17 protein-coding genes are annotated in these 17,949 nt (G+C 45.4%); 4 read left to right on the top strand and 13 right to left on the bottom strand.

Going from position 1 to position 17,949, the window contains the following annotated elements:
* Window positions 1–38 precede the first annotated feature (38 nt).
* From hutG to hutU, 4 genes are all read right to left on the bottom strand, one after another.
* Window positions 39–1,100, bottom strand: coding sequence for a formimidoylglutamase (hutG, locus tag JMW85_RS11790; RefSeq protein ID WP_201581913.1), 1,062 nt, complete (start codon window positions 1,098–1,100; stop codon window positions 39–41).
* A 27-nt stretch (window positions 1,101–1,127) separates the two neighbouring features.
* Window positions 1,128–2,690: a histidine ammonia-lyase gene (gene hutH, locus JMW85_RS11785; RefSeq protein WP_201581912.1), complete on the bottom strand. Its 1,563-nt coding sequence runs from the start codon at window positions 2,688–2,690 to the stop codon at window positions 1,128–1,130.
* A gap of 119 nt (window positions 2,691–2,809) precedes the next feature.
* Window positions 2,810–4,171 carry a YjiH family protein gene (locus JMW85_RS11780; protein ID WP_201581911.1) on the bottom strand — a complete coding sequence of 454 codons (1,362 nt, stop codon included), beginning with the start codon at window positions 4,169–4,171 and terminating at the stop codon, window positions 2,810–2,812.
* A gap of 70 nt (window positions 4,172–4,241) precedes the next feature.
* Complete coding sequence (gene hutU / locus JMW85_RS11775) at window positions 4,242–5,960, bottom strand: urocanate hydratase (RefSeq protein ID WP_201581910.1); 1,719 nt, start codon at window positions 5,958–5,960, stop codon at window positions 4,242–4,244.
* A gap of 304 nt (window positions 5,961–6,264) precedes the next feature.
* Between hutU and JMW85_RS11770 the strand changes: the two genes are divergently transcribed.
* Window positions 6,265–7,050 carry a UTRA domain-containing protein gene (locus JMW85_RS11770; RefSeq protein ID WP_201581909.1) on the top strand — a complete coding sequence of 262 codons (786 nt, stop codon included), beginning with the start codon at window positions 6,265–6,267 and terminating at the stop codon, window positions 7,048–7,050.
* A 104-nt stretch (window positions 7,051–7,154) separates the two neighbouring features.
* On the opposite strand, the gene JMW85_RS11765 is transcribed toward JMW85_RS11770, so the two are convergent.
* Window positions 7,155–7,343, bottom strand: coding sequence for a hypothetical protein (locus JMW85_RS11765; protein WP_201581908.1), 189 nt, complete (start codon window positions 7,341–7,343; stop codon window positions 7,155–7,157).
* Between the two features lie 21 nt (window positions 7,344–7,364).
* Between JMW85_RS11765 and JMW85_RS11760 the strand changes: the two genes are divergently transcribed.
* The 3 genes from JMW85_RS11760 (at window position 7,365) to JMW85_RS11750 (ending at window position 9,773) form a co-directional block, all read left to right on the top strand.
* Window positions 7,365–8,201, top strand: coding sequence for an amino acid ABC transporter substrate-binding protein (locus tag JMW85_RS11760; RefSeq protein ID WP_045444411.1), 837 nt, complete (start codon window positions 7,365–7,367; stop codon window positions 8,199–8,201).
* Window positions 8,201–8,938: an amino acid ABC transporter permease gene (locus JMW85_RS11755; RefSeq protein WP_276529646.1), complete on the top strand. Its 738-nt coding sequence runs from the start codon at window positions 8,201–8,203 to the stop codon at window positions 8,936–8,938. The genes JMW85_RS11760 and JMW85_RS11755 overlap by 1 nt, the downstream gene beginning before the upstream one ends.
* A 91-nt stretch (window positions 8,939–9,029) precedes the next feature.
* Window positions 9,030–9,773, top strand: coding sequence for an amino acid ABC transporter ATP-binding protein (locus JMW85_RS11750; protein WP_060491687.1), 744 nt, complete (start codon window positions 9,030–9,032; stop codon window positions 9,771–9,773).
* Between the two features lie 164 nt (window positions 9,774–9,937).
* On the opposite strand, the gene JMW85_RS11745 is transcribed toward JMW85_RS11750, so the two are convergent.
* The 8 genes from JMW85_RS11745 to JMW85_RS11710 form a co-directional block, all read right to left on the bottom strand.
* The gene (locus tag JMW85_RS11745) at window positions 9,938–10,885 is read right to left on the bottom strand and encodes a DMT family transporter (RefSeq protein WP_201581907.1); all 948 of its coding nucleotides are present in this window, start codon (window positions 10,883–10,885) and stop codon (window positions 9,938–9,940) included.
* A 282-nt stretch (window positions 10,886–11,167) separates the two neighbouring features.
* Window positions 11,168–11,815 (bottom strand): anthranilate synthase component II, encoded by a 648-nt coding sequence (locus JMW85_RS11740; protein ID WP_201581906.1) that lies wholly within the window; start codon window positions 11,813–11,815, stop codon window positions 11,168–11,170.
* A 33-nt stretch (window positions 11,816–11,848) separates the two neighbouring features.
* Window positions 11,849–13,267: an anthranilate synthase component I family protein gene (locus JMW85_RS11735; protein ID WP_201581905.1), complete on the bottom strand. Its 1,419-nt coding sequence runs from the start codon at window positions 13,265–13,267 to the stop codon at window positions 11,849–11,851.
* 99 nt (window positions 13,268–13,366) lie between these two features.
* Window positions 13,367–13,642: a Trp family transcriptional regulator gene (locus JMW85_RS11730; protein ID WP_201581904.1), complete on the bottom strand. Its 276-nt coding sequence runs from the start codon at window positions 13,640–13,642 to the stop codon at window positions 13,367–13,369.
* Window positions 13,643–13,883: 241 nt separating this feature from the next.
* Window positions 13,884–14,432 carry an ureidoglycolate lyase gene (locus JMW85_RS11725; protein ID WP_227681854.1) on the bottom strand — a complete coding sequence of 183 codons (549 nt, stop codon included), beginning with the start codon at window positions 14,430–14,432 and terminating at the stop codon, window positions 13,884–13,886.
* 132 nt (window positions 14,433–14,564) lie between these two features.
* Window positions 14,565–15,401: a bifunctional allantoicase/(S)-ureidoglycine aminohydrolase gene (locus tag JMW85_RS11720; protein WP_201581903.1), complete on the bottom strand. Its 837-nt coding sequence runs from the start codon at window positions 15,399–15,401 to the stop codon at window positions 14,565–14,567.
* Between the two features lie 55 nt (window positions 15,402–15,456).
* Entirely contained in the window at window positions 15,457–16,437 is a 981-nt protein-coding gene (gene puuE / locus JMW85_RS11715) for an allantoinase PuuE (RefSeq protein WP_201581902.1), read from the bottom strand.
* Window positions 16,438–16,534: 97 nt separating this feature from the next.
* Window positions 16,535–17,857, bottom strand: a complete 1,323-nt coding sequence (locus JMW85_RS11710) for a urate hydroxylase PuuD (protein WP_201581901.1) — start codon at window positions 17,855–17,857, stop codon at window positions 16,535–16,537.
* Window positions 17,858–17,949: the final 92 nt, after the last annotated feature.

The raw sequence follows: 17,949 nt of genomic DNA, 5'->3' as shown, positions 1-17,949 counted from the left end.
GATAGTCAGGTGAATATATAAAATTCATCTTTAAAGTTTTATTCATAAGTCTTTATTTGTAGAGTCAGTAAATGCTGCTCTATAATAGTCGCTAATAGTCTTGCCGCAACTTTGCAGCTACGCGCATCAATATCAAAGGTGGGATTAATCTCGGCAATGTCGGCCATTTTTACTTTACCAGTAGCCATAATGGTTGTTACCATGCACTCAACAAACCCAAGCTCAATGCCATAAGCCGCTGGGGCACTCACACCGGGCACAACACTGGCAGGCAAGCAGTCCATATCAATGGTCAGATAAACCACCTCAACTTGATTGATAAAGCTTATAACCTGATCGGCAAGTATCTGCCAAGGCTGATAATGGCAGTCTTCATCACTGATGATATGCACGCCCAATTGCTCGGCACGATCAAACAGCGCCGCCGTGTTAGAGAACCGACTGACGCCAATACAGCAATAGTTGAATGGCTGACCATGTGCGTCAAGATGCTCGGCAATTTGGCGAAACGGTGTACCAGAAGTCGCCACATCCGACTGACGAATATCAAGATGGGCGTCAAAATTGATAATACCAATACGCGGCAGTGCATCTATATCATTGGTAATATCTGTCTGCTGTAGCGCTTGCCACAATCCCAAAAAGCTACCATAAGCAATGGCATGACCACCGCCAAGCCCGATGGGTAAGCCGCCTTGCTTGACAATAGCGCTTACCTTATCTGCATATTTGAGCTGAGCTTGCTCAAGAGTGTGCGCGGCAAAGTCATCATCGTCGTGACAATGAATGTCGCCAGCATCACCTAGCAATGTTGCCAGTTGATTGTCATATCGTATTTGCAATGGCGCAATGACTGGCAGTGTCGCAAACGCTCGGCGAATCAGAGGTGGGGCAGCTCGTGCACCCACGCGGCCTTGATTGCGCCTAACCCCTTGATCGCAAGCAAAGCCGATTAGCCCAATATTTTGATCCTCGTAAGGCTGGGCGAGCTGATACCAGTAGCGGGCACGTGCCGTCTCAAATGGCTCTGCACGGCCAGTCCACAGCATCATGTCAGCCGCTGTGTGACTCACGGTTGTGCTAATTTTCGTAATGGCCATTGCTCATTCCCTTCTATTATCTAACGCTTATTTAGACTCGTACCAGTTGCTACGTAATGACTGCCAGTGCTCAGCAAGCGTACCGTCTAATACCAATTGCTTGGCCTCTTCGATATCAGGCGCTAGGTAGCGGTCTTTATCATAGAAAGTCACTTTCTCGCGCAGTTTCTGATGCGCCACAGTCAACGGCTCTGATGTCTCTAATCCGCGATGAAAATCAATCCCTTGACCGGCAGCCAATAGCTCAATACCGATAATGGTGGCAGTATTTTGCGCCATCTCGTATAAGCGGCGTGCGCAATAGGTCGCCATGGAGACATGATCTTCTTGGTTGGCAGAGGTTGGGATGCTATCGACGCTACCCGGATGGGCGATAGATTTGTTTTCTGAAGCCAGTGCCGCTGCTGTCACATGGGCGATCATAAAGCCTGAGTTGACCCCAGCGTTATCAACCAAGAATGGCGGCAGACCACCTGACAGCGTCGCATCGATAAGTAAGGCCACACGGCGCTCAGACATAGAACCAATCTCGGCAATTGCCAAGGCTAAAATATCAGCGGCAAAAGCGACTGGCTCAGCATGGAAGTTACCACCTGATATAGCCACTGGGCCATCTTCGTTATTAAAAATTAGCGGATTGTCAGTGACGGCATTGGATTCGATTAGTAGCGTTTTACCTGCTTGATTGATGATATCAAGACAGGCACCCATGACTTGCGGCTGACAACGCAAGCAGTAAGGGTCTTGAACTCTATCGTCTTGCTCGCCATCATGTGAGGCACGAATGGCACTGCCTTTGATCAGTTGACGATGTGCTTTGGCGATTTCAATTTGACCATGATGGCCACGTACTTCGTGAATACGCGCATCAAATGGTGAGTCCGATCCTTTGGCAGCATCAATCGACAGTGAGCCGACGATGGTGGCGGTCTCAAGCAAATCACGCGCTAAGAAATAACCCCGTAATGCTAGCGCGGTTGAAACTTGCGTACCATTGATAAGCGCGAGGCCTTCTTTGGCTGCTAGGGTAATTGGCTCAAGTCCATGTTGAGCTAGAGCTTCTGCTGCAGGCACTTTTTCGCCAGCGACAAACACGTCACCTTCACCCATCATTGCAAGTGTCATGTGTGATAAAGGCGCTAAATCACCAGAAGCACCAACAGACCCTTTTGCCGGAATATTTGGCGTGATTTGATTATTGATTAAGGCCAGTAGACTATCTACTACCTCGCGACGCACACCAGAGACACCTTGAGCCAAACTGGCAACTTTCATCACCATAATCAGTCGCACGACGCTGTCTGGTAACGCTCCACCAGTACCCACTGAGTGAGAAACGATCAAATTGCGCTGAAGTAGCTCAAGCTGATCATCACTGATACGCGTCTTTGCTAACAAGCCAAAACCAGTATTGATTCCATAAGCGCTTTTGTCTCGAGCAATAATCGTACGCACATCTTCGTGTGAGGCATCGATAGCTTTATAAGCACTCTCAGGTAATGTCAATATGACAGGTTGCTCATAGATATCACGTAGCATCTTAAAGCTAAGCTGGCGAGGGTGTAGCGTTAATTTTTTGATATCGTTCATAGGGTGATCCTAGTATTGTAAGACATATGGGTTATATTATTTTTGATTCATGTCTTTGTTGAAATGACGTTTTTTAAATGTTTTTAGTTAACATAATACTTGTTATTAAATTTGTTTTTTTAGCCAATCCAGTTGAAGTACATGGCTAGATGTCCGAATGCCGCAGCCAATAAAATACTGAGTACCACACGCTCAAACCAGATAATGACCATTTTGCCGACAGATAATGGTATTTCAGTGGCAAGCACACAAGGAATCATGGCAGAGAAAAACAACACGCTGCTAATAGAGATGACCCCTGCAACATAGCGAGTCAGTATATCAGCCTCACTGAGGAGCAGTGCTGGCAAGAACATTTCAGCCAATCCCGCTGACATACCTTTGGCGGCAACCAGAGGCTCTGGTAAGCCGCTAAGCCATGTAAATGGATAAAGAAGCAAGCCTAAAGCATCGAATACAGGCGTATACTTTGCTAATATCAATCCTGTCAAGCCAACCGCGATGATAGAAGGCACAATCGCCGCTGCCATTGTCAGCCCATCGCGAAAGTTAGACCATAAGATTTGTTTTAGGTCAGTGGCACGGCGTGAAGTGGACAAACCCAAATCAAATGCTGCCGCCAGACGTGTACCACGTTTATGGTCTAAAGCGGGACGTTCAACGCTATCATCAACAAGGCTAATGGGTGGAATACGAGCAGTAATCGCAGTGACGATAAAGGTAATCACTAGCGTAGACCAAAAAAACAGGTTCCAAAACTCCATCAGACCAAGCGTTTTGGCAACAATGACCATAAATGCCGCTGATACGGTCGAAAATCCAGTCGCAATGATAATGGCTTCGCGCGCTGAATATTGCTTTTGCAAATACACGCGATTAGTAATGAGCAGCCCGATAGAGTAGCTACCAACAAAGGATGCGACCGCATCAATCGCCGATGAACCTGGGGTTTTCCAGATAGGTTTCATGATCGGTTGCATGAGCACACCGACCATCTCGAGCAAACCAAAGCCCACCAAAAATGCTAAAATTAATGCCCCAAGCGGTACAATCATACCGACTGGTAATGCCAGTTTTTCAAACAAAAACGGCAGCATGTCCTTTTCCATCATAAAAGTAGGCGCAGTGTCCGTGATATACATCACTGCCAAAAGCAGACCGATAATTTTAAAAACAGTCATGATTATATGGGTAATGTTTTTATGCCATGAGCCGTCTATAAATGGCTTGCTTACCCCAAAGATCATCAGTAAAAACAATAACGTCACAGACAATGTATGCTGCTGATTAACCAGATAAGTTGCCCCATGATCGAACAAAATCGTGCTTTTCTCACCAATGGTAAATGGCACAAAAAACATGACCAAACCGATAACACTAAAGACTATCAGTTGCAGTAACGCTATAGGTTTAGACAGTAGTGCTTCAATTGGTGTCGCTGCTGCATCCTTGAGATTTAGTGTCGTATTTTGCTCAATCATATTATCCTCCTTGATAAAATGTCGATGATACCCTTATGTCAAATAATTACTTATAAGGATAAAGGGTATGCTACTTAATCATCGGCAAATTTAGACCATAATCTTTCGCTGTTTTGATCGCTAGCTCATAGCCTGCATCGGCATGACGCATAACCCCTGAGCCGCAATCATTGACTAGCACTCGTGCCAAGCGTTTGGCAGCGGCATCAGTGCCATCTGCGACGATGACCATGCCTGAGTGCTGCGAGTAGCCCATGCCAACGCCGCCGCCATGATGTAGTGATACCCAAGTGGCACCGCCTGCGACGTTGAGCATACCATTCAATAATGCCCAATCAGATACCGCATCTGAGCCATCTTTCATGCTTTCAGTTTCGCGGTTTGGACTGGCAACAGAGCCTGTGTCCAAGTGGTCGCGGCCGATGACGATAGGGCCTTTTAGCTCACCGTTTTTGACCATTTCATTGAATGCGAGCCCTGCTTTATCACGCTCACCCAATCCTAACCAGCAGATACGGGCAGGCAAGCCTTGGAATTGAATGCGCTCTTTTGCCATATCTAACCAGCGATGGATATGTTGGTTTTCAGGGAACAGCTCTTTAATTTTTTTATCTGTTTTGTAGATGTCTTCTGGATCGCCTGATAATGCTACCCAGCGGAATGGGCCTTTACCTTGGCAGAACAGCGGGCGAATATAAGCGGGGACAAAACCTGGGAAACTAAAGGCATCTTTAACGCCTTCATCAAAAGCGACCTGACGAATGTTATTGCCATAATCGGTCGTTGGGATGTTCATTGACTGCAAGTCTAGCATCGCCTGTACGTGTACGGCACAAGACTGAGCGGCAGCTTTGGTGAGTGCTGCATGTTGCTCTGAATCTTCTTGGGCAGCTTTCCATGCTTCTACTGTCCAGCCACTTGGTAGATAGCCATTAATCAAGTCATGTGCTGAGGTTTGATCGGTGACCAAATCAGGCTTCATGCCGCCAGCATTGGCGCGCTTGACCATCTCAGGTAAGATGTCTGCTGCATTACCAAGTAGGGCAATAGAGACCGCTTCACCCGCGTCGGTATGCTGTTTGATGAGCTCATAAGCATGGTCTAAGTCATTGGCTTGCTTGTCGACATAACCTGTACGTAAGCGAAAATCGATACTAGATTGTTGACACTCAATGTTTAATGAAGTTGCCCCTGCAAAAGTAGCCGCAAGTGGCTGCGCGCCGCCCATACCGCCAAGACCCGCGGTTAAAATCCAACGACCTGCCCAGCTACCATCATAATGCTGACGACCTGCTTCCACAAAGGTCTCATATGTCCCTTGCACGATGCCTTGCGTACCGATATAAATCCAGCTACCCGCGGTCATTTGGCCATACATCATTAAGTCTTTGCGATCGAGCTCGTTAAAATGCTCCCACGTCGCCCAGCGTGGTACAAGGTTAGAATTGGCAATCAATACGCGCGGCGCATTTTCGTGCGTTTGAAACACGCCAACAGGCTTGCCTGATTGCACGAGCAACGTCTCATCGTCTTCCAATTCTTTTAATGACGCTAGGATTTGATCATAGCTTTCCCAATTGCGGGCTGCGCGTCCGATACCACCGTAGACGACTAGGCTTTTTGGGTTTTCAGCCACATCAGGATGCAAATTGTTTTGCAGCATGCGATACGGTGCTTCGGTCAGCCAGCTTTTGCAATGTAGGGCGCTGCCAGTGGGCGCAGCGATTTCGCGGCTCTCATCACGGCGAGTCAGCTTAGTCTCTTTATTGGTTCCATGGTCAGTAGTCATTATCATATCCTTGTGATATCTGTTAAGACGATAAGTAATCAAAGTAAGTGTTTTACAGTCAGTCTATAAATTCAGCGAAACATCGATTAGATGACACAGATTTTTTAGCACTATCGTAAAGTTGTATATACAAATTATCAAAGATACTTTTTTCATGCAAGCAATTTTTTATGAATGACTCAATTATTTTTGTGAGGGTTTTGGTAGATAGATAAATGTCACAGTGTTTTGCCAAGGTTCATGACGTTATCTCGTGATATTATGGCGCTACTATTATTGGTGAAATTAACGGTTAAACACGGACATGACAAAGACAATCCCGGCATATCAGCGGATTAAAAACGCCATATTAGACAATATTCACTCTGGTAAATGGCAAGCGGGCAATGCAATTTCTACAGAAATGGCGTTGGCAAAAGAGTTTGGCGTATCGCGTATGACGGTCAATCGCGCTCTAAAAGAGCTGAGCGAAGAGCGAGTGCTAGAGCGCCGGCAAGGGTCGGGGACGTTTGTCGCCCAGCAGCAGTTCAATCACACTTTTGTAGAAGTGCGCAATATCGCGCAGGATTTAAAATCTGCCAACCGCGATTATCAGGCGCAAGTGGTGAGTAAACGCATACTTATGGCTGCGATGTTAGACGATGAATTACGGCGTAAATTTGATATTGATGAAGTAGCTGAGTCTTCTAATACAAGCGCTAACACAACCATAATGGATGACAGTACTGGCGCAGATAGTAGTAGCGACGTTGCTGTTTTATACGAGGTAAAAATCATTCACTTTGCGGATGGTCAGCCCATACAGTTCGAAGAGCGCTGGGTGGATGCGCAAAAGGTGCCAGAATTTATTGAGCAGGATTTTAGTGTGGTCAACACCAGTGATTATCTCATTGCCAAAAGTCCACTAGAGCGCGGTAGCTATACCATTCGTGCACTGGCGGCACCAGATGAGATAGCCGCGCTACTGCAAATCGCACCGCAGTCGCCGACATTGGTATTGCGCCGTCAGACGTATTCAGCAGGTCGAGTATTGACCTTTGTGAAGATGTGGCATGCAGGCGATCGCTATCAATTCTCCGGTGAATTATAATAGTCTTACGCATGCTCACTGTTTTTGTACGTTTATTCTTTCTGAAGTGCGCTAGTATATGAATAAATGGCTATTTAATCGGCAATAATAACGTTAAGATCTGCTTAAAAAATGTCCAAAAATTCAAAGATAATATAGAAACGGTATTGAAAAATATGCTGAGCATCCTCAAATCGAGCAGCCAAAGCTAAATAATGCGGCGCAAATACTTTATTATAGTCTTTGCCTGTGCTGGTTTTATCCTTATTTGTTGCTATGGTTTTATTGGCACGATACCTTTTTGCATTATTCATTCACTCTTATAAGGACGTCTTATGAAACGTCGTACTCTTTTAGCACTTGCCGCCAGTACTATGCTACTTGCCGCTTGTGGTCAGTCTACTACCAATGAAGCAGAAACCAATGCGACAGACAGTGCCGCGACGGGTGGCTCTGATTTGCTGCAACGTATCAATAATGGTGGCACCATCAACGTCGGTACAGAGGGTACTTATCCGCCATTTACCTATCATGATGAGAGTGGCAAGCTAACTGGCTATGATGTCGAAGTGACACGTGCAGTTGCGGATAAACTGGGCGTAGACGTCGAATTTAAAGAGACCCAGTGGGATGCTATGCTGGCAGGTCTTGACTCAAAACGCTTCGATATGGTGGCCAATCAAGTAAGCTTGACCACGCCTGAGCGTTTGGCTAAGTATGACAAAGCCATGCCGTATAGCTGGTCGGGCGCGGTTGTACTAGCACCGACTGATGACAATCGCTATAGCTCGTGGGAAGGTTTAAAAGGTCTGCGTACTGCGCAATCACTAAGCAGCAACTATGGTGAGCTTGCAGAACGCTACGGCGCAGAAATCGTCCCTGTCGATGGTATGGCGCAAGCGATTCAACTGGTTAAGCAAGACCGTGCTGACTTCACGATGAATGACAATCTAGCAGTATTGGATTATCTCAAAAAATTCCCAGATGCAGCACTTGAGATCAAACTGACAGCGCCTGCGAGTGAGCAGACTGGTTCAGGTTTAGTACTCATCAAAGGGGATGACGCTGTGGTGGCAAAATTGAATGAAGCAATGGCCGCATTAGCAGCCGATGGGACGCTGACCAAGCTTAGCGAAGAGTTCTTTGGTGCTGATATAAGTCAACAAAAATAATGCTAGCGTCTATCACGTCAATGCTAGCTGAGTTACTGGCACTACTACCATTTATGGATCCTGCGCGGGCGCAAATTGTCATCAGTTCATTTTGGCCAATGCTTAAAGGCGGTATTTATTATTCGATACCGCTGGCATTGATCTCATTTGCGATTGGTATGGCTATTGCGCTGACAGTAGCGCTGATTCGTATCGTACCGCGTGCTGGCTGGTTCCATGAAATCATATACAGACTTGCCCGTATTTATGTGTCCGCCATTCGCGGGACACCAATGCTGGTTCAGCTATTTATTATTTTCTACGGTTTGCCAAGTATCGGAGTAAAGCTTGATCCTTTTCCCTCAGCGATTATTGCCTTTTCGCTCAATATTGGCGCTTATGCATCGGAGACGGTGCGTGCCTCTATTTTGTCGATTCCAAAAGGACAGTGGGAAGCTGGCTCAACGGTAGGCTTGACGTATCTACAAACCTTTCGTCATGTCATTTTGCCGCAAGCACTTCGGGTGTCAGTACCCCCATTATCCAATACCTTTATCAGCCTAGTAAAAGACACCTCTTTGGCGTCATTGGTATTGGTGACTGAGCTATTTAAGCAGGCGCAAATCATCACCGCACGTAACTATGAATTTATGTTGGTCTATACCGAAGCGGCGATTATTTATTGGGGTATTTGTCTGTTCTTAACCTTTATTCAAGGTAAGCTTGAAACCAGACTTGATCGCTACGTGGCGAAATAAACCCTTGATAATGGGGGCAATATAGGATGGTAATACCGCGTCGATAAGCGTGTGTTATTAGCAAACAGATATCAGTACAACAGGAAGTTTTATGATTCAAGTCACTAATATTCACAAAGCTTTTGGTGGCAATCAAGTGCTTAAAGGCATCGACTTGACCATCGAAAAAGGCAAGGTAGTGGTGATATTAGGACCGTCAGGGTCTGGTAAAACCACTTTTTTACGCTGCTTGAATGCGCTGGAAATTCCTGATCAAGGCATCATTGCTTTTGATGATGGTAGCTTAACGGTCGACTTCGCTACCAAGCCTAAGAAAAAAACATTGCTGGCGCTGCAGCGTAAATCAGGCATGGTATTTCAATCTTATAACTTGTTTCCACACAAGACTGCGATTGAGAATTTAATGCTTGGGCCGACGGTAGTGCAAGGGCAAACTAAGGCGCAAGCCCGCGAACAGGCACTGGCATTACTTGATAAAGTAGGCTTATCGGATAAGGCAGATCTGTATCCGTTCCAGCTATCTGGTGGTCAGCAGCAGCGTATCGGCATTGCTCGTGCACTGGCTATCGAGCCGTCATTATTATTATTTGATGAGCCAACGTCTGCGCTCGATCCTGAATTGGTACAAGATGTACTGGGCACGATGAAGCAACTGGCATCTGAAGGCTGGACGATGGTCGTTGTGACTCATGAGATTAAATTTGCTCGTGATGTGGCGGATCATGTGGTGTTAATTGAGGATGGTCATGTGGTCGAAGAAGGTAGCGCTAAGCAGATGTTTGAAGTGTCTACTCATCCACGTACGCAGGCCTTTTTGCAGCGTATTGAACAATAATATCATCAAGACAGTCCAAGTTGTTTAGCAACTGTCTATGGTGTCAATGCTTTGCTCTAAAGTAACGTTCCAATAAAAAAATCTCCAGCTATTAATTATAGTTGGGGATTTTTTTCGTTTGATAATACAGATATAAAACTATTTAAAATAATCAAAAGTCACCACTAAATTCTTTGTCGTCTTTTTAGCCAGCGTGGTACGCGAGTGGCAGTGCCGTTTAATATGGCATTAAATAAAGCTGCCAGTAAGATTAATACCACGCCCACATATTGAATCCAAGATAAGGATTGATGCAGTAATAGTATGGCAAGGGCAATGGCAGTCAATGGCTCAAAAATCGTAAATACTGATGCACGAGTGGCAGGTAGTTTCTCTAATGCTTTCATATAAAGGGCAAAGGGCACGACGGTTCCAATCAAAGACAACCCCAAGGCATAGCCCCAAGTATGTAAAGGTAAGCTCAATAACCGCCCATAGGTTTGATAGGTTTCAGGTAATAATAGCAGTACACCAGCACTGATGATAATAGAGGTAAAAAACACCAAAGGCGCAGGGTGAGCATCGTGCATCGCGCGCTTGCCCAGTACCCCGTATAAGGAATAACAGACGCCTGCTAGCAGTCCTAATAGGATGCCCCAGTTGACTTGTGCTTGCTCACCCAACATCGTCAATCCAACACCAAATACTGCCATGAGCGCCAGTAATGCCGACCGGCGAGTGATAGATTCATCAAGCAAGAATGCCGAAAACAATAGGCTAAACACAGGCGCAGTATAAAGCAAGGCAACCGCAGGGCCAGCACCAACATAGATCACAGCAAAAAAGTAGCATACCGACATACCAAGTACGCCAATCAAAGACTGCAATGCCAGTCCAAGCCACTGCTTTCGACGAAGCTTGATAAGATGCGGCCATAATTTCGGTAGCATGACAAGAATAAGAAAAGCCGCGGTCACGATACGTAAGATCGTAATCTGCCAACCACTAAAGCCAATTTGATTGAGGTAGGTTGAAAATATCCCTAACGTACCCCAGCAGACCGCCGCCGTGATGATTTGAATGGTGCCTATCCATGACTGCCGCGCTGACATTATGCCATCGGTATTTGCCATATCGCTCTCTATTTTTATGTGATATCAAAACCCATGCCCAAACTCAAAACCTCAAACTGTCCAAGCCTTTTAGCTAATGGCATCATACAATACTGACATAAGAAAAAGACAACCCCGAGTAAGGGCTGTCTTTTGTTTGTTTTTTTAGTCTACCATTAAAGCGTTAATTAAGTACTAACACAAGTCAGTTCGGCATAAAAATCAATTTATTTGAGTTAGAAGTACGCTGCTCTTTAGCTTATTATCCTTTGGGGTCATATTCCCAAACTTAAGCATCATGACTTACAACTGTAGCAAAAAATTCGTCAGCAAGCGTTTGGCACCTTCAGTTGCAAATGACTCTGGATGAAACTGTACGCCTTGGATGGGGTAGTCTTTATGCTGTAGCCCCATAATTTCATCACCTGCTAGCGCTGATTCGGTCAGGCTTAACTGAGCATGAGCGTCATTGGCGACGACGGCTGTGACAGCCAAGCAATCTGGTAAGCTGTCTGCTTTTACCATTAATGAGTGGTAGCGCATGATTTCTATCTCTTGTGGCAAGCCTTGATAGACACCCGCGCCATCATGGCGAATCGATGAGACCTTACCATGCATCGGTACACCAGCACGTACCACGTCACCGCCAAATACATGTGCAATTCCTTGCATACCTAAGCAAACACCCAGTAGCGGTGTCGTCTTGCCCATGACTTCAATTACTTCAGCACAAATACCGAAGTAGGCAGGATCATCAGGTGCGCCAGGGCCAGGTGAGATAATGATTCTATCAAGATTCATTGCCTGCACATCTGCTAACGTTATCTCATTATTACGTTTAACCATGACGTTTGCGGCTTTATCATTGTCCACCGTCTGTAAGATCTCACCGATATATTGGTAAAGATTAAAGGTAAACGAGTCGTAGTTATCTATAATTAAAACATTCATTGGTTATCAACTCTTTGGCAAAATATAAGCAATTTACGGGTTCATAAAACTGTCTAATACCACTTTAATGGCAGACAATTTACGCTGAATTTCTAGATATTCATCAGCAGGATTGGAGTCATAAACATTACCGCCGCAGGTTTGCGCATAGGCAGACTCACCGTTGATGAATAGGCTACGAATAGGAATGGCAAAAATACAATCACCATTGAAATTAAACGATCCAAGCGCACCACCATAAGCACCGCGTCCATCTGGCTCTAGCTCATTAATCACTTTAATCGCTTCAACTTTTGGTGCGCCTGACAAAGTACCTGCGGGAAAGTTACTGGCAAGGGCGCTAAACATATCTTCATTAGGATGCAAGATTCCGACGATTTCAGACGAGATATGTTGCACGTGTGAGAAGCGTTTGATATCCATGAGACTACGTACTTTGACGGTGCCAAATTGTGCCACACGGCCGATATCGTTGCGATGCAAATCGACTAGCATATTGTGCTCGGCAATTTCTTTGGCATCATTTAGTAATGCGCGAGCAAGCTGTCGGTCTTCGATGACATCGACGCCGCGCTTGGCGGTGCCTGCCAATGGATAGGTTTCCATCTCACCTTGACGCAAGCGAAACAGCAGTTCTGGTGAGGCACCAATGATGCACTGCTGAGCAAATTTCATAAAATACATGTGCGGCGACGGATTGACCGACCGCAATTTCTCATAAATGGGCATTTTATCGCCGGCAATACGGTATTTGGATTTAAAGCCAACCTCACACTGAAAGATACGCCCTGAGATGATGTCTTCTTTGACTTGCATGACGGCTTTAGCGTGCTCTTCTTGACTCATGCCATCACCCAAAAACTCAACTGTAGGCGGCTCATAGTTTGGAATTTGCTCATCAAGTAGCGCTTTGATTTGCTCGATGCGGTTTTCTTGCTGCGCAGTTGGATAATAAAAGTAGAAAATCTCACCGGTCATCTTATCGAGCGTTAGACCATCCAAATATACGCCAAATTTAAACGGTTCAAAGTCATCGCTCGCTTTAGCATTGAGACTGGGTTCAAAGAAATTGACACTGTCGTAACCCAAATAACCGACAAGACCACCGCTTTGGTCGCGAGCAATGACGTGCTGCGGCGTAATTTTGCGCAGTAGCTCGTAAGGATTATCCGTTTGATAACGGCTAGTTTCAGCAGTTTTATTATCAGTAATCGCGAGGGTTGCACGATCGATGGCAGCAATGGTCATCACTGGATCAAAACCAATCGCATGATGACGCGCCATATGTCCATCTTCGCCCAATGATTCGAGCAAATAACAAGTCTCAAAAGCGCGCTCAATACGTTTAAACAACGCAAAGAAATCAATGTCCTGCGTGAGTTTAATGCGCTGTGGTTTACTAGGAATATCAATAGCAGCAGGTTGGTTAGGTTTTAAGTTAGGAGAGGTCATAACAATATCCAAATTGGTTCAATAGTTGATCAAATAAAAAGTAAGACAAATTAAAGTTCTAGTTTCTAACTAATTAAGCGGCCTTTTCAGATGTGTCTTTCATGAATGTTTTCTATGAGTAATTAGTAAGGCACTCACATCGTGAACTTGCATGGCTTTGGCGCCGCGCGAGACGGTAGCGATACCGACACCTAGCTGCTCGGATATCTCGCGCTGGGTGACACCGCGCTCAAGCAAGTCAAAAATGCGGATACGATTGGCGATTTCCTGCTGCTCTTTTTCCGTCAATAGCGCACTGAATAGCAGGTCGATAGCGGTGCTGTCATGACAACTGGCTAAATGGCTTAATAAGCTTTGATAAGGGTCTGTGCTCATAACATTCATCTTAATGGAAAAGGAAAGGGAAGCTTACTTCGTTTCAGCATTCTAGTATGATAGTACATAAAAGGCAAGTAGCCTATGTAGATGTTTTGCTACTGCTGTTAGATGGGCACTGTGTTTTGGAAGATGATTATTTATATAGGATGGATCCTACATTTATAAACATAAAGCCAACTAATTTTTATTAACTGGCTTTATGTTTATGAATGGTTAACAGCTCGTTTACAGACCCTAATTAAACGGAAGAGTGCTCACTGGCAAGTTCAATTTGCACCTGCCAATCCTCTATATCCAGCTCATAACAGTTTTTGCCTTCACCATTGATACGATCTATCACCAAAAAATCAGAGTCACAACCGAGGGCAAGTAGCGGATGATGCCAGACATTGGCATCGTATTGCACACCTTGATGAGATTGGACATAAAACACGGTCAAATCATCTGCAGACTGTGGCGGCGCACCAGCAGGCGCAACGATGACGATATAATCCTGACCATTCATCGAAAAAAACGCTTGCGTGCCAAACGGATGATATTCCATGACCGATAAGGCAATAGGAAATTCACGCTTTTTGGCGCGGAAGATACTCATGCCGACATCGCCGCCGTCAAGTTTGGCTTCAGCGATGGCGTGATGGCGGCAGGCATAGCCTTTATTGATATGGTAGCTATTTTCAGGCGTCTGTGTTTCCTTGTCATAGGGTTCGATTACGGTGCCGTAGGGCGCAAACTCAGCTTTGGTTAAAGGTCTTGCAACGATCGTAGTCTTCATAAGAGTACTCATGACTTTGCCTTACTTTTGGTGATCACTGTTTATAATTGCTATGAGCCACTTTGCCATAAGCCCGTACGCGAATTAAATCAACATCTGGGAATAAATGACATATTCGAATGAACGATTATGCCGCTATATTGCTTATCGTGCTGGGCGAATAAACGGCATATGACGATTCACGTCTTTGTATAGTAAGTATCTAAATGGACCGGGTCCGCCAGCGTAACAAGATTGTGGGCAGAATGCGCGTAGCCACATAAAGTCACCTGCTTCAACTTCTACCCATTCACCGTTTAAGTGATAGACGGCTTTACCTTCTAGGACATACAAACCATGTTCCATCACATGAGTTTCATCAAATGGAATCACGCCACCTGGTTGGAAAGTCACGATATTCACATGCATGTCGTGACGCATATCAGACTGCTCGGTAAATCTGGTGGTTGCCCATACGCCATCAGTACCCGGCATCTCAATCGCTTCAACATCGTGATCGCTGGTTACAAAGGCTTCAGGCACTTCAATACCTTCACAGTGTTGATAAGCTTTACGAATCCAATGGAATTTAACGTGCTTGTCGCTATTGTTTTTTAGCGTCCATTTGCAGCCAGGTGGTAAGAATGCATAACCGCCCGCTTCAAGATGATGCGACACGCCTTCAATAGTAATATCCATTTCACCTTCTACGATGAATATAACCCCTTCAGCGTTTGCATCTAGTTCAGGCTTTTCTGAGCCGCCATTAGGCTCAACTTCGACGATATACTGTGAAAAAGTTTCAGAGAAACCTGAAAGTGGACGTGCAAGTACCCACATGCGCATACCTGTCCAAAACGGCAAATAGCTAATTACAATGTCGGTTAGTACGCGCTTTGGAATAATTGCATAAGCTTCGGTGAAGATAGCGCGATCAGATAGCAGTTGTGTTTGTGGAGGCAAGCCGCCAGTGGGTGCGTAATATGTACTCTTTGTTGACATTGTTGATGTTCCTTAGTGGTGTTGTGCCGCAATAAATTTGTGTCTAAACGTATGGTTACATCCAGTTCGCAGTGTTATCGGCAGAGGCTGGATGGTTTTTATACCAGTGTTTGGCAATGTCATCACGGCGGCATACCCACACATCGGGCTTGCTGGTGATATATTGCAAAAACTTTTTGAGGGCAACGATGCGACCGGCGCGACCAATGATGCGGCAATGCAAACCGATGGTCAGCATCTTGGGTGTGTGCGCGCCTTCCTCGTATAAGGTATCGAAGCTGTCTTTTAAGTATTGATAAAAAGGCTCGGCGTTGGTAAAGCCTGGGCTTGATGCAAAGCGCATGTCATTGGTCTCTAAGGTATAGGGAATGACCAAATGCGGCTTACGAGCGATTTTGTTACCGTCTTCTACTTTGACATTGAGCCAGTAAGGGAGCTCATCCGCGTAAGAGTCTGAGTCATAAATATAGCCACCTTGTTCGGCGACCAACTCACGAGTATTGGGGCTATCTCGTCCCGTGTACCAACCGAGCGGCTGACCGCCGATCATGCTCTCGAATATTTCAGTGGCACGGCGCACATGCTCGCGCTCGGTCTCGCGGTACATATTTTGATAAGTAATCCAGCGTAGACCGTGACTGGCGATTTCGTGCCCATCTTCTAATATGCGCTCGATAATATGCGGCGTTTTTTCGGCAGCAGCAGCGCAAGTGAAGGTCGTAATAGGCAAACCGTATTCTTTAAAAGTGTCTAATACTCGCCAAACACCCACACGGCTACCATACTCAAATGCCGACTCAATCGACTGATGACGATTGTTAAATTCTGGCGTACCCAAGACATCCGATAAAAACCGCTCTGATTGACCGTCACCATGAATCACGCTATTTTCTGCGCCTTCTTCGATATTGAGGACGAACTGTACAGCGATTTTAGCGCCGCCTGGCCAGTTGGCTTTTGGCGGCTTGTCAGCATAGCCTTTTAAGTCGCGAGGGTAGGCGTCTTGATTGAAATCGCTGATTATTTTTTTACTCATTGTCCATATATCCTAAATATTTTAAAGCAACTTAAGTCAACTAAAGCAAAATAAGGCGTAACTTTGGATTCATGTAATATTTATCTACGACCTTTATCTATAAGCCCGATGCGTAAGCCACCATTTGCTGACGTTCTTCATCCGTCAATTTTGTGAGATTACCCAGTGGCATATAGCCTGTTTGTACAGCAGTGACGATTTTTGCTTTATGAGTTTTCATGTCGGTTGGTGTCTGCAAGATGATACCAGCTGGCGGCGCGGCAAATCCTTGCTGAGTAGGCTGAGCGGCATGGCACGTGCTACAGCGCGTGTGCACGACATCCATAATGGCATCGTCAGCAGAAGCAGTTACTGGCACGACGTCGGCAGTGATATTTTCATTTGAGACAGAGTCATTGCTTATAGTAGAACCGTCGGCTGCGCTATCAGTTGTTGGTGGCACACTATTTGGTGTCGCCGTTTCAGCAGCGACTGCAGCAGTGACAGCAGGTAATGGCTCAATTGGTTCTGGGCGCATCCAAATAATTAACAATACGGTTAAGACAGCAGGGATGACCAAATAACGCGGCTTATGATTGTCTAAATGCTTTTGGTTAAAATAGTGACGTACAATAGCCGTGATGATACCCACAAATACCAATACTAACCAACCGTGAGCATGAGAGTACATCATCGGATAATGATTGCTAATCATGGTAAAGATCAGCGGTAAGGTAAAATAGTTGTTCATCAGCGAGCGGTTTTTTGCTTGTAGTGCCAAGTCCGCTACTTCTTTGCCTGGTTTTTCGCCACGCCTCACGCATTCTACCAGCGCTCGTTGAGCAGGCATGATGCCAAAGAACACATTACCTGCCATCACCGTACCTAAGATAGCACCGATATGAATGAACGAAGCACGGTCACTAAATAGCTGATAAGAACCCCAGCAGGCGATGATTAATAGGATAAAAATAATGGTGCTAAAAATGAAGGAGTTTTTGCCCAAGTGGCTGCGGACAATCACTTCATAAATGAAATAGCTGCCGAATAAAAATAACAAACTGGTCGAGATGGCACCGATACTACTACCAAAATCGACTTTGCTTGGATCAATCAAGTAGGCAGTCGCATTGGCATAATAGACGATAGAGAGCATCGCCATACCCGTCAGCCAAGTGGTATAAGCTTCCCATTTAAACCAGTGCAGGGTCTTTGGCATCTCTTCGGGCTCAAGCTTATATTTGGCAATTTCATAAAAGCCGCCACCATGTACCGCCCATAAGTCGCCTGAAATGCCTTTGTCAGCCTTCCACTGTGGTGGTTTACGTAAACTAAGATCTAGCCAAACAAAGTAAAAAGACGCACCAATCCATGCCACGCCAGCGATGACGTGGAACCAGCGAAAAAATAAGTTAAACCAATCGAGATAATAAGCGCCCATGTTGCAAATGTCCTTTTTACAATTTTCTTTTGTTCAGCTTTTTTCAATCTTTCGACGCGTTTTGCTATGGCGACGTGCTTTTATGATGTTCT

This window comes from Psychrobacter glacincola (assembly GCF_904846075.1).
GTDB classification, from domain to species: domain Bacteria; phylum Pseudomonadota; class Gammaproteobacteria; order Pseudomonadales; family Moraxellaceae; genus Psychrobacter; species Psychrobacter glacincola_C.
The sequence above is the reverse complement of the archived record's forward strand: the minus strand, read 5'-3'. Positions and strand labels throughout refer to the sequence as shown.